Here is a 13,101-nt window from a genome sequence, read left to right on the forward strand (position 1 = left end):
TGGAGAGAGGACAACACCTTGAACGCCATCGCCGAACTGAACGAACAGACCGACCGCTCGCTTCTCATCGTGGAAGACGACAAGCCGTTTCTGGAGCGGCTGTCGCGCGCGATGGAGACACGGGGCTTTGCCGTAACGTCGTGCGACACCGTCTCGGACGGGCTCGCGCAGATCGGCAAGTCCGCTCCGGCCTACGCGGTGGTCGATCTGCGGCTCGGCGACGGCAACGGTCTCGACGTGGTCTCAGCGCTGAAGAAGAAGCGCCCGGATGCGCGCGCGATCGTGCTGACCGGCTATGGCAACATCGCCACCGCCGTCACCGCGGTGAAGATGGGCGCGATCGATTATCTGTCGAAGCCGGCCGACGCCGACGACGTCGTCGCCGCGCTGCTCTCGACCAGCGCGGAGAAATCCGAGCTGCCGACCAATCCGATGTCCGCCGACCGCGTGCGCTGGGAGCACATCCAGCGCATCTACGAAATGTGCAACCGCAACGTCTCGGAGACGGCGCGCCGGCTCAACATGCACCGCCGCACGCTGCAGCGCATTCTGGCCAAGCGCGCGCCGCGGTAACGGTCTCGTAGGGTGGGCAAAGGCGCGCAGCGCCGTGCCCACCGCTTCTGCCTCAATTCTGATGTTGAATGGTGGGCACGCTTCCGCCTTCGCTCTTCGAGCTACGGCGGACAAGTCGCTTTGCCCACCCTACGGCGTCTGCGCTCGCGATCGCCGCTACTCCCAGAAATCCGCATGCCCCTGCGGATCGACCAGGCGGTTGATCCGCAGCGCAGCCGCCATCGCAAAGCGCACCGTCATCTGCTTGCGCGTGGCGGCAGCAAGCTTGTGCTCGGGCGCCGCGCAATGCATGTGCGCGCCATAGGCGTCGGCGACGATCAGGCCGGTGTCTTCAGGAAAGATCTCGCACGGCAGATCCTGCGTGAAGGCGAAGAACAGCCGGTCGCAATGGGCGCGGTATTCGTGCCATTTCTGATCAGCGCGCAGATCCTCGACCGACGATTTGATCTCGATGATCCAGATCTCGCCGCGCTCGTTCAGCGCGACGAGATCGGCGCGGCGGCCCGAGGGCAGCGGCAATTCGCTGATGCAGGAGAAACCGAGCGAGCGCAGCAGCCGCGCGGTGCCGCGCGCGACCGCCAGTGCGGTCTCCGACTGGCGACGGTCGGGTGGTGGAACAAGAGCGATGTTGCGGGCGGTGCTGTCCATGGGGGGAGGATAGCCGATTCCGTTCTCGATGTCGTCCCGGCGCAGGCCGGGACCCATAACCACAGGGAGGCGTTTGGCGAAGACTCGTAGTGAGCCCTTTCTCGGTATGAATACCGCGCTCCACCGATAGATCACGCGGTATGGGCTTCGCCGGGACGACACTCGGGAACCTCCCTCCTCCCTCGCACTTATCACGCAGCCGCCGCACCTCGGCGGCCCACGAGTCTGCGCGCGCATGATCGACGATCTCTGGTACAAGAACGGCGTGATCTACTGCCTTTCCGTCGGCTCCTATATGGATGCCAATGGCGACGGCGTCGGCGACTTCAAGGGCCTCTTGCGCCGGCTCGACTATCTGCACGGTCTCGGCATCACCACGATCTGGCTGATGCCGTTCCAGATTTCGCCGCAGCGCGACGACGGCTACGACATTGCGGACTATTACAGCGTCGATTCCCGCTACGGCACGCTCGGCGATTTCGTCGAGTTCACCCATGGCTGCAAGCAGCGTGGCATCCGCGTCATCATCGATCTCGTCGTCAACCACACCTCGGACCAGCATCACTGGTTCAAGGAGGCGCGGCGCGACAAGAACTCGCCCTATCGCGACTGGTACGTCTGGTCCGACAAGAAGCCGGCTAACGCCAACGAGGGGATGGTGTTTCCCGGCGTGCAGAAATCGACCTGGACGCGCGACAAGGAAGCCGGCGCCTGGTATTTTCATCGCTTCTACGATTTCCAGCCCGATCTCAACACCTCGAACCCGCACGTGCAGGCTGAGATCCTGAAGATCATGGGCTTCTGGATCCAGCTCGGCGTCTCCGGCTTTCGCATGGATGCGGTGCCGTTCGTGATCGCGACCAAGGGCGCCAAGGTGAAGAAGCCGGTCGAACAGTACGACATGCTGCGCGCGTTTCGCGAATTCCTGCAATGGCGGCAGGGCGACGCCATCATCCTCGCCGAGGCCAATGTGCTGCCGAAGACGGACATGGAATATTTCGGCCGCGACGCCGACCGCATGCACATGATGTTCAACTTCCAGGTCAACCAGCATCTGTTCTATGCGCTGGCCTCGGCCGATTCGCGGCCGCTGGCGAAGGCGCTGAAGGCGACCAAGCCGCGGCCCGCCACGGCGCAATGGGGCCTGTTCCTGCGCAATCACGACGAGCTCGATCTCGGACGGTTGACCAAGGCGCAGCGCGAGGTCGTGTTCAAATGCTTCGGACCCGACAAGGATATGCAGCTCTACGATCGCGGCATAAGGCGGCGCCTCGCACCGATGCTGGGCGGCGACCGCCGGCGGCTCGAACTCGCCTACAGCCTGGTGTGCACATTGCCGGGGACGCCCGTGATCCGCTATGGCGACGAGATCGCGATGGGCGATGACCTGTCGCTGCCCGAACGCGATTGCGCGCGCACGCCGATGCAATGGTCGACCGAGCCGCATGGCGGCTTCACCAAGAGCGACAAACCGGCATGCCCTGTGATCGACAAGGGGCCGTACGGCTATCCGCATGTCAACGTCGCAAAACAGCGACGCGATCCCAACTCCATGCTGAACTGGACCGAACGCATCGTGCGCATGCGCAAGGAGGTGCCGGAAGTCGGCTGGGGCGACTTCACGATCATTCCTGTGCGCGATCCCGCTGTGTTCATCATGCGCTATGACTGGCGCAACAATTCGGTGCTGTTCATGCACAATCTCGACGAGAAGCCGCGCGAGATCGCGTTCTCGGCGGGGCTGCCTGATGGGGCCGGCGCGCACCTCATCAACCTGCTCGCGGAAGATCACAGCCACGCCGACAAGCGCGGCCAGCACCGCGTCGTGCTGGAGCCCTACGGCTATCGCTGGTATCGCGTCGGCGGGCTGGATTATCTGCTGAAGCGGAGCGACATTGAGATGCGATAGTTTGCCCCGCGGCTTCAACGATCGTCATTGCGAGCGCAGCGAAGCAATCCAGAATCTTTCCGCGGAGGGACTCTGGATTGCTTCGCTACGCTCGCAATGACGAGGAGATAGTGTCGGCCACAACTCTCCGCCGTTGCGCTTCGCTTGTCCAGGACGGCGGAGCATGACGCTGTCGCCTCATTCTCCGTTTACGGCGCCGCCACCACCACGCCCTCATTCCCGCGCAAATCCAGCACGCCCTCCAGCCGCTCACCCTCCCGATCGAGAAACGTTGACAGCAGGATCTCGCTGCCGAAGCGGATGGCGCTGGTGGTCACGGCGATCGGATCGGCGCCGAGATTGAGCGCCACGACCACGGCCCGGCCGCCGGCCTCGCGGCGATAGATCAGGAGATCGCCTTGCGCCGCGATCGGATGATAGTCGCCTGCCATCAGCGGCGGCGAGCCCTTCCGCAAGGCGATCAAGCGCTTGTACAGCGTCAGGATCGAGCGCGAATCGGCCTCGAGATTGGCGACGTTCTCGTGGATATGATCCTCCGGCAGCGGCAGCCACGGCCGGACCTCGGAGAAGCCGGCGAAATTGGAGGAATCCCACTGCATCGGGGTACGGCAGCCGTCGCGGCCGACACCGATGCCGGGCACGTTCTTCTCGAAGGGATCGCGCACGTCCTCCGGCGCGATCGCGAGCTGATGCATGCCGATCTCGTCGCCGTAATAGAGCGTCGGCGTGCCGCGCAGCGTCAGCAGCAGCATGGCGGCGACGCGGGCCTGCTCGGGACCAACCCGGCTTGCGACGCGCGGACGATCGTGATTGCCGAGCACCCAGTTCGGCCAGGCGCCGCGCGGCAGCGCCTTCTCGTAATCCTCGATGATCTTCTCGATCGAGCGCGCGCTCCAGAAGGTCGAGAGCAGCGCGAAGTTGAACGGCATCTGCGCGCCGGTGAGATCGTTGCCGTAATAGGCCATCAAGCGATGCAGCGGCAGATAGATCTCGCCGATCAAGACGCGCGCGCCAAAGGCATCGGTGACACGCCGCATCTCGGCGATCACGTCATGCACCTCGGGCTGATCGGTCGAGTATTGCGTCAGGATCTTCTCGTTCGGCGGCCGGCCCTCGACGTAATGCGGGTTCGGCGGATTGTCGCGGAATTCGACGTCCTTGATCAGGTGCCAGATCACGTCGACGCGGAAGCCGTCGACGCCCTTCTCCAGCCAGAATCGCATCACGTCGTAGATCGCGGCGCGCGCGTCCGGATTGCGCCAGTTGAGGTCCGGCTGCTGGGCGAGGAAGGCGTGGTAGTAATATTGGCCGGTGGTCTCGTCGAATTGCCACGCGCTGCCGCCGAACTCGGACAGCCAGTTGTTCGGCACCCCGCCATCAGGCGCCGGATCGCGCCAGATGTACCAGTCGCGCTTGGGATTGTCGCGCGAGGACCGGCTCTCGACGAACCAGGGATGCTGGTCCGAGGTGTGGTTCGGCACGAGGTCGAGGATCAGCTTCAGGCCATTTTCGTGGGCGGCGGCGAGCAGCGCATCGAAATCGGCCATCGTGCCGAACAGCGGCTCGATGCCGGTATAGTCGGAAATGTCGTAGCCGAAATCCGCCATCGGCGAGGGGAAGATTGGCGACAGCCAGATCGCGTCGACGCCGAGCGATTTGACGTAAGGCAGCCGTCCGAGGATGCCAGCGAGATCGCCGACGCCGTCGCCATCCGAGTCCTGAAAGGAGCGCGGATAGATCTGATAGAAGATGCCGTCGCGCCACCAATTCTCGCCGCTCTGAGCCATGCCGGAAAACCCACCGAAAAGTCTGCGCCTCGCGCGGGAGAACGCGACAGCAACGCCCCGGTTCAGATTGGCAGGTCAATTGGGACGGCCGTGTGACGGTTGTTCCCCGGGCTCGTTCCGAATGTTTGCCCCCGAATCTTTTGCTTGGCGGCCTGGCAAAAATCGGCATTGTGAGGCCATGACCGAGCAAAACGATACCAAAGCCAAAGCTGGCGCGATCATCGTTCCCGTGACGCTGTTCGAGCAGAACTGCACCGTCATCTGGGACGAGCCTTCCAAGAAGGCCGTGGTGATTGATCCCGGCGGCGACGTGCCGAAGATTCTGGATGCGATCAAGCAGACCGGCGTCAGCGTGGAGAAGATCTGGCTGACCCATGGTCATATCGACCATGTCGGCGGCGCTGCCGACTTGCGCGACGCGCTGAAGGTGCCGATCGAGGGCCCGCATGAAGCGGACAAGTTCCTGCTCGACAACGTGGTCGAGAGCGGCGCGCGCTTCGGCATGACCGGGGTGCGCAATTTTGCGCCGGACCGCTGGCTCAACGAAGGCGACAGCGTCTCGATCGGCGGCCTGCAGTTCGACATCCTGCACTGCCCCGGGCATTCGCCCGGCAGCGTGGTGTTCTTCAACAAGGACTTGCGTTTTGCCCATGTCGGCGACGTCCTGTTCGCAGGTTCGGTCGGACGCACCGACCTGCCCGGCGGCAGTCACGCCACGCTGATCAACTCAATTCTGACCAAGCTGTTGCCGCTCGGCGACGACGTCGGCTTCATCTGCGGCCATGGCGCCGGCTCGAGCATCGGCCAGGAGCGGATGACCAATCCGTTCATCACCGGCGAGATGTAAGGTATTACTCGGCGGCGTCCGCCAGCGCCGCGGGTTCGCCGAGGTTGCGCTCGCCCCATTCCCGGATCGCAGCGACGACCGGCACAAAACTCCTGCCCTTGCGGGTCAGGCGATATTCGACCTTGGGCGGCACCTCGCCGAAATCCTTGCGGTCGATCAGGCCGCTTTGCGTCAGCGCCTTCAATTCGCGGCTGAGCACGCGCGGGGTGATCTCGGCGCTGCCTTCCGTGCCGCGCAGCAGGCCGCTCCTGATCTCGCCATAGCGGCGCGGACCGTCCTTGAGGTCCCAGACGATGCGCAGCTTGTACTTGCCGCTGATCATCTTCTGAAACGCCGCGACCGGACAGGTGCGCGCGGGGTTCGGTCTTGCCTTCGCCCTTGCCTTGGCCATGTCGTCTCCTCCAGGCGCAGAATTCCTGTCTTGACGCGTTTTCTTTACGCGAACCGGTCTCCACTTCGCTCGAAAGCGCTTTGGCACGAGGATAGGAGCGACACCGAAAAAGTCCATACTATCAATTTTGTCCATACTTGCAGGATCGCTTGCAAGCCGCAGATGATGACGCACACGACGAAGTAAGGAGCGTCACATGAAGCACTTCATGATCACATATGCGTTCAGGAACGGCACGACGGAGGCCTGGCACCAGGAGATCGGCCGTTTCATCAAGGCGATCGACGGCGATCCGGAACTGAAAGGGCGGATCGGCTATCGTGTCCTGAAGCACCGCGATGACGGCAGCTATATCCACCTCGCCAGCGTCACCGACGATGCCGCGCAAAAAACGCTGCAATCGCGCGACTTCTTTAAGGCCTATCAGGAGATGACGCGGAAGGTGGCCGGCGGCGAGGTCACGGTGACGCCGATCGAGGTGATTGACGCAACGGCTTCGGGTTGACGCGAACGACGCGACGGCGCCGCCAAAAACTCCGCTGTCGTCCCGGACAAGCGCAAGCGCAGATCCGGGACCCATAACCACAGGGAGGAGTTTGGGGCAGCCTGATAATTCCGAGTCCCCGCAACCACGTCCGCCTGTGGTTATGGGTCCCGGATCGGCGCGCACTTGGGGCGCGCTTGTCCGGGACGACGGCGGGGACGGAGCTACTTCATCAACCCCGCCGCCGTGAGCGCGCGCGTGATGATCTGGCCGAGATCGAAGCTGCGTGTCCGCTCGGGCTTCGCCTCGACCGGCTGTGCGGCGACCGCTGCGCGGATCGAGCGGGCGAGATGCGGCGCGGGCGTCAGCGCCGGCTTCGGCGTTGCAGGCTTTGCCTCCGCCTTTGGCGCCGCCTCCGCAATCCAGCCGGTGAGACCGAAGAACTTTGCGATGTGGTAGGACGAGGAGATGCCGGCCTCGATCAGGAACGCGCCTTCCATGCCGTAACGCTGGTCGTTGTCGGCAAGGCCGAGCGGCGTGCCGTGCGCCATGTCGGTGATGGCGTAGGATTCGACCAGGGTCTCGCCGTCCTGGTTCCACCAGGCCTGGCGCGGATAGCCGTCGACATTGGTCTCGGCCATCGGCACCTCAGGCAGACCGTGGAGATCGAGCCATTGCTTGACGATCTCGTTGGCATTGCCGGGATTGACGGTGCGGTCGGCGCTGCCGTGCCACACCGACACCTTCGGCCAGGGACCACGATGGTTGGTGGCGTTGCGCACGAGATCGCCGAGCTCGCGCGCCGGACGCGCCGGGGAATGAAACATGCCGTCCAGCGCCTCGCGCAGGTTCGAGGCGATGCCATAGGGCAAGCCCGCGATCACCGCGCCGGCTGCGAAAACTTCCGGATAGGTCGCAAGCATCACCGATGTCATGCCGCCGCCGGCGGACAGGCCGGTGATGAAGATGCGCCTCTGATCGATGCGATGCGCTTCCACCATGTGGGCGATCATCTCGCGGATCGAACGCGCCTCACCGTTGTCCCGTGCGGTGTCCTCCGGATTGAACCAGTTGAAGCAGGTGTTGCCGTTGTTGATCCTCTGCTGCTCGGGCATCAGCAGCGCGAAGCCGTAATGCTTCGCCAGCGTCGACCAGCCGGCGCCGAGATCGTAGCCGGAAGCGATCTGGCCGCAGCCATGCAGCACGACGACGAGCGCGCGCGGCTTCTGCAGCTGCGTCGGCACGAAGGCGAACATGCGCAAGGCCCCCGGATTGTCACCGAAGCCCGTGACCTCTTGCAGTGGGCTGGATGAATCCGCGCTGCGGCCGAGCTCGGCGAAGCGCAGACCGTCCAGCTTTGGCAGACGTCTCAACAGATCGACATTTCGGGCTAGTGACACGGCAACTTCCTGGTGGGCAACTTCCAACGTTCAGCCAAACCAGATAGTTGCTGCGTTGCAAAATAAAAAGACCGTGCGCTGTCAATCGCGCGAAAATCGCCGGGATTTCCCGCGGAATCCGCACTTATTAACCGCTATGCCTCAACTTGGTGCAGAGGCGCGGCGCATCCAGGCCAGAAATGCGGCGCAGATCATGATGAATGTCACAAACAGCGCAAGCGAGACGAGAAATCCTGCGCGCGCTGATTGCAAGGATTCGACGGCGAAGAACAATGTGCCGATTGCGGCCACTCCGGCCGCATTTCCGATCTGCGCCGTGGTGCCGTACATGCCGGAGGCCGAGCCTGCGGCGACAGGTTTTACGCTCGCGAGCACCGCACCCGACAACGGCGCCATCACCAGTCCCTGACCGTAGCCGAAGACGATCATCGTGAGCGCAAGCGCAATCGGCGTCGGTGCATCGACATAGAGCGCGACGAGCGCAAGCGCAGCAAGGCCTGCGATCTGGAGCGCGCAGCCCTCGAGCAACACCTTGGTGCCGCGATGCCGCGCCCGTGCGCCGCTGTGGCGCGAGGCCACGACGAAGGCAAGCGCGAGCGGGATGAAGGCCATGCCGGCCGTGAGCGGCGGGATCTTCAAGCCGCGCTGCATGTACAGCGTCATCACTAGGTAGAACGAGAGGTTGGCGACGAAAAAGAAGAACGCCGCGCCGAGCCCGCGCAGGAAGGCTGCGTCCGACAGCAGCGTGAGATCGATCAGCGGCATGCCGCCGTCGCGCGCGACCGCGTGCTCCAGCTTCAGGAACGCGGCGAGGATCGCGCCGCCGCTTGCCATCACTGCCCATAGCCACGGCGCCCAGCCGACATCGTGACCGAACAGCAGCGGCCCGATCAGGCATAACAAGCCTGCGAACAGCACCACGCTGCCCTTGATGTCGAGCTTTGTACCTGATCGCCGCGGCACCGACGGCATGATGCGCCAGGCGGCAGCGGCGATGGCGAGGCCACCGGGCACGTTGACGAAGAACACCGCGCGCCAGCCGGTGCCGGCGAGATCGAGAGTGACCAGCAGACCGCCAAGCAGGAAGCCCGCGGCGCCGGCAAGCCCGAGCACGATGCCATAGATGGCGAAGGCGCGGCTGCGCGTCTCGTCCGTGAACAACAGATGCAGCGTCGCCAGCACCTGCGGCACCATCAGCGCCGCGGTCGCGCCCTGCGCCAGCCGGGCGATGATCAGCTCTGCGCCAGATTGCGCGAGGCCGCACCACAGCGACGTCAGGGTGAAGCCGAGCACGCCCGCCAGGAAGACATTCTTGGTGCCGTGAATGTCGCCAAGCCGGCCGCCAGTGACGACCAGCGTGGCATAGGCGATCAGGTAGATCGCAATCACGGATTCGATCTGCGCCGGCGACGCTTTCAGATCGACCGCGATGGTGGGGATGGCGACGTTGACCACGAAGGCGTCGACGCCGAACATGAACTGGGCGGCGACGACGATGGCCAGCACCCACCAGCGGCGCGAGGAGTCGAGCTGTCGTGTGACGATCTGATGCATGGGAGCATGATCCCGGACTATCGTTGCCGGATCATTTCAGATCCCGTGCGGTGTCGCGATTACCTGCGAGGTAGGATTCGCGTGCCTCATTCGAAGGCGCGATTGCTTCGCCTCTCCCCGCGTGCGGGGAGAGGCCGGAATTCAAACGCAGTTTGAATTCCGGGTGAGGGGGAGCTTCCGCGAGTCGCACTGCCACTGAATTTGCGGAAGCAGCCCCTCACCCCGCCCTCTCCCCGTAAGAACGGGGAGAGGGAGACGAGACATCTCATCGCGCCTCCGCGCATGCCTGCATTCCGCCGCGCGGGACACCGTGCGATTGCGTTCGCTTCCGCGAGCACGTAGCCTCGCCGCCTCAACAAACAGAAAATCGAAGCCGGAGAGAACGCCATGGCGCGCCTGAAATTCGGAGCCTTTCTTGCCCCGCATCACCCGGTCGGGGAGCATCCGATGCTCCAGTTCCGGCGCGATCTCGACCTGGCCGAGCAGCTCGATAGCCTCGGTTATGACGAGTTCTGGTGCGGCGAGCATCACTCTTCCGGCTGGGAGATGATCGCATCGCCCGAGATGTTCCTGGCCGCGGCCGGCGAGCGCACCAAGCGGATCAAGCTCGGCACCGGCGTGGTGTCGCTGCCCTACCACCACCCCTTCAACGTCGCCCAGCGCATGGTGCAGCTCGATCACATGACCGGCGGCCGCGCCATCTTCGGCTCCGGTCCCGGCGCGCTCGCCTCCGACGCGCATACGCTGGGCATTGACCCGATGACGCAGCGCGACCGCCAGGACGAGGCGATCGGCGTGATCCGCCGCCTCTTCAACGGCGAGCGCGTCACCGCGAAGAGCGACTGGTTCACCATGAACGACGCCGCGCTGCAGATCCTGCCGTTGCAGGAGGAAATGCCGTTCGTGGTGGCCTCGCAGATCTCTCCGTCCGGCATGACGCTGGCCGGCAAATACGGCATCGGCATCATCTCGCTGGGCTCGATGACGACGCAGGGTCTGATGTCGCTGCAGCAGCAATGGCAGTTCGCCGAGGACGCCGCGAAAAAACACGGCACCAGGGTGAGCCGCGCCGACTGGCGCGTGCTCCTGACCTGGCATATCGCCGAAACCCGCGAGCAGGCGCGCCGCGAAGCGGGCGCCGGGCTGATGCGCTGGCACAACGAATATAATGTCGGCACGCTGCAGCGGCCGGGTCTCACCGCTTTCTCCTCGCCCGATGAAGCCGTGGACAAGACCGCCTTCGTCGAGGGCGCAGCCTCCACCATCGGCACGCCCGACGATCTCGTCAAGACCATCAAGAACGTGATGCAGGTGTCCGGCGGCGTCGGCGCCATCATCGGCTTCGTGCACGACTGGGCCAATCCGGAAAACACCCGCCGCAGCTGGGACATGGTCGCGCGCTACGTCGTGCCGGAGATCAACGGCTACATCGACGGTCTTCGCAAGTCGCAAAAATTCGTGATCGAGAATCGCGCGATCTTCGAGCGCGCAGGCCAGGCTGTGATGGCCAAGATCATGGAGAACGAGAAGGCCGCCGAGGCGCTGAAGGTGACCGGCCCCGGCCGCGTCGCCATTCCCGCCGTCAACGCCCCGGATTTGCAGAAAGAAGCGGCGAAGCGGTAGGTCTATCTCTGTCGTCCCGGCGAAAGCCGGGACCCATAACCCCAAGGAGCAATTTTTCGCGAGCTGACAACCGCGAGTCTTCGCCAAACACAATTCGGTGGCTATGGGTCCCGGCCTTCGCCGGGACGACGATGATGATACGTGTCGCGATTTTGTGCGCAAGACGACCGCAGCTCATCGCGACCGGATCGTGCTATGCTCGCGGAGCTTGCCAACCGGAGCATCGTCATGTCGATGCAGAATGTGGCCGCCCCTGCGCTTGGCTTCACCCCGCCCAGACGCAATGAGCTGACCCACATCCCCGGCGACGAAGGCTGGCCGATCATCGGCAAGACCTTGCAGGTGCTCGCCGACCCCAAGGGCCACATCGAGGCGAACGGTGCCAAATACGGCCCGGTCTACCGCACGCACATTTTCGGCGAGACCAATGTCGTGCTGCTCGGGCCCGAGGCCAACGAGCTCGTGCTGTTCGACCAGCAGAAACTGTTCTCCTCGACGCACGGCTGGAACAAGGTGCTCGGCCTGTTGTTTCCGCGCGGCTTGATGCTGCTCGATTTCGACGAGCACCGCCTGCATCGCAAGGCGCTGTCGGTCGCGTTCAAGGCGGGGCCGATGAAGTCATATCTCAGCGATCTCGATCGCGGCATTTCCGCGCGCGTGGCGCAGTGGAAGGCCAAACCCGGCGAGATGCAGCTTTATCCGGCGATGAAGCAGCTCACGCTCGATCTCGCTGCGGCCTCGTTCCTCGGCGCCGACATCGGCCCCGAGGTCGACGAAATCAACCGCGCCTTCGTCGACATGGTCGCGGCCGCCGTCGCCCCGGTCCGCCGCCCCGTGCCCGGCACCCAGATGGCGCGAGGGGTGAAGGGACGCAAACGCATCGTCGCCTATTTCCGCGAGCAGATTCCGCTGCGACGCGGAAATCACGGCGGCGATGACCTGTTCTCGCAGCTCTGCCGCGCGACCCACGAGGACGGCGCGCTGCTCTCGGAGCAGGATATCATCGACCATATGAGCTTTTTGATGATGGCGGCGCACGACACGCTGACCTCGTCGCTGACCTCCTTCATCGGCGAGCTCGCCGCCAATCCGGACTGGCAGGACAGGCTGCGGGCGGAGGTCCTCGCGCTCGGCCTTGCCCCGGATGCGCCGAGCAGCTTCGACGATCTGGAAAAAATGCCGCTGACGGAGATGGCGTTCAAGGAGACGCTGCGGATCAAGCCGCCGGTGCCCTCGATGCCGCGCCGCTCGATGCGCGATTTCAGCTTCAAGGGCTTTACGGTTCCGGCCGGCACCGCCGTAGGCGTCAATCCGCTCTACACCCATCACATGAAGGACATCTGGCCGCAGCCGGACCGGTTCGACCCCCTGCGCTTCACCGAGGAGGCGCAGCGTGGCCGCCACCGCTTCGCCTTTGTGCCGTTCGGCGGCGGCGCGCATATGTGCCTCGGCCTGCACTTCGCCTATATGCAGGCGAAGTGCTTCGCGCGGCATTTCCTGCAGAACATCGAGGTATCGCTGCAGCCGGGTTACAAGCCGGACTGGCAGATGTGGCCGATCCCCAAGCCGCGAGACGGTTTGCGGGTGCGGGTGAAGGCGGTGTGAGCCTCCCGTGTCCCGGACGCGCGAAGCGCGAGCCGGGACCCAGAATTTTGCGACACGTTCAGCTCGGAGAGATGGGCCCCGGCTCTGCAGCGCACCGCTGAAGGAGCGCTGCGCTGCGTCCGGGGCACGAGAACTCCCTGGCGAGATATCGTAGGATGGGGCAAAGCCACCGGGTCGCGCGTACGCGCGCCCGATGACAGGCTCCGCGTGCCCACCACGCCGCTCCGGTCTCGAACATCGATGGTGGGCACGCTGCGCTTTGCCCACCCTACGGCTTCGG

11 protein-coding genes are annotated in these 13,101 nt (G+C 64.3%); 6 read left to right on the top strand and 5 right to left on the bottom strand.

Annotated features, from left to right (window positions below; translation table 11 throughout):
• The first annotated feature begins 18 nt into the window (after positions 1-18).
• Entirely contained in the window at positions 19-573 is a 555-nt protein-coding gene (locus CWO91_RS03400) for an ActR/PrrA/RegA family redox response regulator transcription factor (protein ID WP_165405209.1), read from the top strand.
• 156 nt (positions 574-729) lie between these two features.
• On the opposite strand, the gene CWO91_RS03405 is transcribed toward CWO91_RS03400, so the two are convergent.
• Positions 730-1,221: an MmcB family DNA repair protein gene (locus CWO91_RS03405; protein ID WP_130212237.1), complete on the bottom strand. Its 492-nt coding sequence runs from the start codon at positions 1,219-1,221 to the stop codon at positions 730-732.
• Positions 1,222-1,456: 235 nt separating this feature from the next.
• Here CWO91_RS03405 and CWO91_RS03410 point away from each other — a divergent pair, with 235 nt between their 5' ends.
• Positions 1,457-3,130 carry an alpha-amylase family protein gene (locus CWO91_RS03410; RefSeq protein WP_130212238.1) on the top strand — a complete coding sequence of 558 codons (1,674 nt, stop codon included), beginning with the start codon at positions 1,457-1,459 and terminating at the stop codon, positions 3,128-3,130.
• 188 nt (positions 3,131-3,318) lie between these two features.
• Here CWO91_RS03410 and CWO91_RS03415 read toward each other — a convergent pair whose 3' ends face one another.
• Positions 3,319-4,917, bottom strand: coding sequence for an alpha-amylase family glycosyl hydrolase (locus tag CWO91_RS03415; RefSeq protein WP_130212239.1), 1,599 nt, complete (start codon positions 4,915-4,917; stop codon positions 3,319-3,321).
• A gap of 178 nt (positions 4,918-5,095) precedes the next feature.
• Here CWO91_RS03415 and CWO91_RS03420 point away from each other — a divergent pair, with 178 nt between their 5' ends.
• On the top strand, positions 5,096-5,764 hold the full coding sequence (locus CWO91_RS03420) for an MBL fold metallo-hydrolase (RefSeq protein ID WP_130212240.1): 669 nt from the start codon (positions 5,096-5,098) through the stop codon (positions 5,762-5,764).
• A gap of 4 nt (positions 5,765-5,768) precedes the next feature.
• On the opposite strand, the gene CWO91_RS03425 is transcribed toward CWO91_RS03420, so the two are convergent.
• Complete coding sequence (locus tag CWO91_RS03425; RefSeq protein ID WP_130212241.1) at positions 5,769-6,155, bottom strand: winged helix-turn-helix transcriptional regulator; 387 nt, start codon at positions 6,153-6,155, stop codon at positions 5,769-5,771.
• Positions 6,156-6,351: 196 nt separating this feature from the next.
• On the opposite strand from CWO91_RS03425, the gene CWO91_RS03430 reads away from it, so the two are divergent.
• Positions 6,352-6,660, top strand: a complete 309-nt coding sequence (locus CWO91_RS03430; RefSeq protein ID WP_130212242.1) for a hypothetical protein — start codon at positions 6,352-6,354, stop codon at positions 6,658-6,660.
• Between the two features lie 203 nt (positions 6,661-6,863).
• Here the strand turns inward: CWO91_RS03430 and CWO91_RS03435 are convergent, their stop codons facing one another.
• Together CWO91_RS03435 and CWO91_RS03440 are read right to left on the bottom strand one after the other, a co-directional pair.
• Entirely contained in the window at positions 6,864-8,039 is a 1,176-nt protein-coding gene (locus CWO91_RS03435; RefSeq protein ID WP_165405210.1) for an extracellular catalytic domain type 1 short-chain-length polyhydroxyalkanoate depolymerase, read from the bottom strand.
• Positions 8,040-8,180: 141 nt separating this feature from the next.
• Positions 8,181-9,593, bottom strand: coding sequence for an MFS transporter (locus tag CWO91_RS03440; RefSeq protein ID WP_130212244.1), 1,413 nt, complete (start codon positions 9,591-9,593; stop codon positions 8,181-8,183).
• Between the two features lie 387 nt (positions 9,594-9,980).
• Here CWO91_RS03440 and CWO91_RS03445 point away from each other — a divergent pair, with 387 nt between their 5' ends.
• Both CWO91_RS03445 and CWO91_RS03450 read left to right on the top strand, forming a co-directional pair.
• A complete protein-coding gene (locus CWO91_RS03445) occupies positions 9,981-11,216 on the top strand; it encodes an LLM class flavin-dependent oxidoreductase (protein ID WP_130212245.1) in 1,236 nt (411 codons plus the stop codon).
• A gap of 228 nt (positions 11,217-11,444) precedes the next feature.
• Positions 11,445-12,821: a cytochrome P450 gene (locus CWO91_RS03450; RefSeq protein ID WP_130212246.1), complete on the top strand. Its 1,377-nt coding sequence runs from the start codon at positions 11,445-11,447 to the stop codon at positions 12,819-12,821.
• The last annotated feature ends 280 nt before the right edge of the window (positions 12,822-13,101 follow it).

This window comes from Bradyrhizobium genosp. SA-3 (genome assembly GCF_004212635.1).
Lineage (GTDB): Bacteria > Pseudomonadota > Alphaproteobacteria > Rhizobiales > Xanthobacteraceae > Bradyrhizobium.

Coding starts and splice junctions, on each gene's coding strand:
- CWO91_RS03430 (WP_130212242.1), top strand. CDS start 6,352: ATGAAGCACTTCATGATCACATATGCGTTCAGGAACGGCACGACGGAG.
- CWO91_RS03425 (WP_130212241.1), bottom strand. CDS start 6,155: ATGGCCAAGGCAAGGGCGAAGGCAAGACCGAACCCCGCGCGCACCTGT.
- CWO91_RS03440 (WP_130212244.1), bottom strand. CDS start 9,593: ATGCATCAGATCGTCACACGACAGCTCGACTCCTCGCGCCGCTGGTGG.
- CWO91_RS03410 (WP_130212238.1), top strand. CDS start 1,457: ATGATCGACGATCTCTGGTACAAGAACGGCGTGATCTACTGCCTTTCC.
- CWO91_RS03405 (WP_130212237.1), bottom strand. CDS start 1,221: ATGGACAGCACCGCCCGCAACATCGCTCTTGTTCCACCACCCGACCGT.
- CWO91_RS03450 (WP_130212246.1), top strand. CDS start 11,445: ATGTCGATGCAGAATGTGGCCGCCCCTGCGCTTGGCTTCACCCCGCCC.
- CWO91_RS03420 (WP_130212240.1), top strand. CDS start 5,096: ATGACCGAGCAAAACGATACCAAAGCCAAAGCTGGCGCGATCATCGTT.
- CWO91_RS03445 (WP_130212245.1), top strand. CDS start 9,981: ATGGCGCGCCTGAAATTCGGAGCCTTTCTTGCCCCGCATCACCCGGTC.
- CWO91_RS03415 (WP_130212239.1), bottom strand. CDS start 4,917: ATGGCTCAGAGCGGCGAGAATTGGTGGCGCGACGGCATCTTCTATCAG.